Below are 1,131 nucleotides of genomic sequence, written 5' to 3'. Positions count from 1 at the left end.
CGTCTATCTCACCTACCCCTTTGTCCTCTCCTGGAGCCTTTTGGAAGCGATGAGCGCCGGCTGCGCGATTGTGGCGAGCAACACCGCCCCGCTCCACGAAGCGATTCAGCACGATGAGACCGGGCGGTTGGTCGATTTCTTCGACGTAGCCGGACTTGCGAACGAAATCTGTGCGCTGCTCGAAGACCCCGCCGCACGAGCGCGCCTGGGCCGCAACGCCCGCGCGTTTGCGCAGGCAAACTACGACCTGCAGACGGTGTGCTTGCCCAGGCAGTTGGCGTGGGTGGAGGGGCTGGCGAAGTGAACCGGCTGATCGACCCGGATGAGCTCGAAGCCGAACGTGCCGCCATCGAAGCCGAATCGATCGGCTGGCTCCCGCTTGAGAATGGAGCTTACCTGCACGTGGGTGACCGGGATGAGGAAGAGGTCGTCATCACGGTGACCGGCGTGCCGGATGCGGGGATGGCGGGGATGAACGTGCTGCTGTTGGGGTGGTGAGGCCAATAGCCAGCAAGCCAGACCCCGCCCTGATCGCCGTGCTCATCAACCGCGAGCACAGCCGCTTGTCCAGCCAGGTCAAGACGCTGGAGAGGCTGCTGCACGCGCCGTTCTCCGACAAAGAGCACCAGGGCCTGGTCCAACTTGCCCCCGCCGCCGCGCTAAACTAGCAGCGTTCATAAGGGAGGCGCAGCGGGGGAGAAGATGGCGAAGTCATTCACCAACGGCGAAAGTCTTCACCGCCTGCTGGAAACCGCACCCCTTGCCGCCGAGGCCGCCGTCAGCCTTGACCGCCACGCCCAGCGCATCCTGACGCTTGCCGAAGGACGGGGCGGCGAGACCCTCCTGCGCGTTGCCGCAAGGCTCTTTGAGCAAGCCCAGATCGACGCGTTTGCCGCCCAGCCCGATGCCCTCGCGCGCAGTCTGTGGCTCTACCTGCATCAAGCGCAACTCTTTGACGAGGCCGAAACGCTCTTTTATGCCGACCACTACCGCAACTACGGGCGCCTCTATGAAGCCTTCGAAGTCGATGGCTGTCAATGGCCACGAATTTTGACCCACTTTGGCCAGATAAAACTGACCCACCCTCCTAACTGGCTGAGGGTCGAACACCGGGAAAAATCCCCGCCCGGC

At 63.5% G+C, this 1,131-nt stretch carries 2 protein-coding genes and 1 pseudogene; all 3 read left to right on the top strand.

Annotated elements, in window-relative coordinates; all coding sequences use genetic code 11:
• Positions 1-304 (top strand): glycosyltransferase (locus tag KUL93_RS11230; protein ID WP_217127122.1); only part of this gene is annotated, 304 nt, incomplete at its 5' end.
• Positions 301-498 (top strand): hypothetical protein, encoded by a 198-nt coding sequence (locus tag KUL93_RS11225; protein ID WP_217127121.1) that lies wholly within the window; start codon positions 301-303, stop codon positions 496-498. The genes KUL93_RS11230 and KUL93_RS11225, both read left to right, overlap by 4 nt.
• A 204-nt stretch (positions 499-702) precedes the next feature.
• Positions 703-1,131, top strand: a pseudogene (locus KUL93_RS11220) (hypothetical protein); the annotation flags it as partial.

It is taken from the genome of Hydrogenophilus thiooxidans, from assembly GCF_019049855.1.
Taxonomy (GTDB): Bacteria; Pseudomonadota; Gammaproteobacteria; order Burkholderiales; family Rhodocyclaceae; genus Hydrogenophilus; species Hydrogenophilus thiooxidans.
This window is presented reverse-complemented; position numbering and strand designations above follow the sequence as displayed.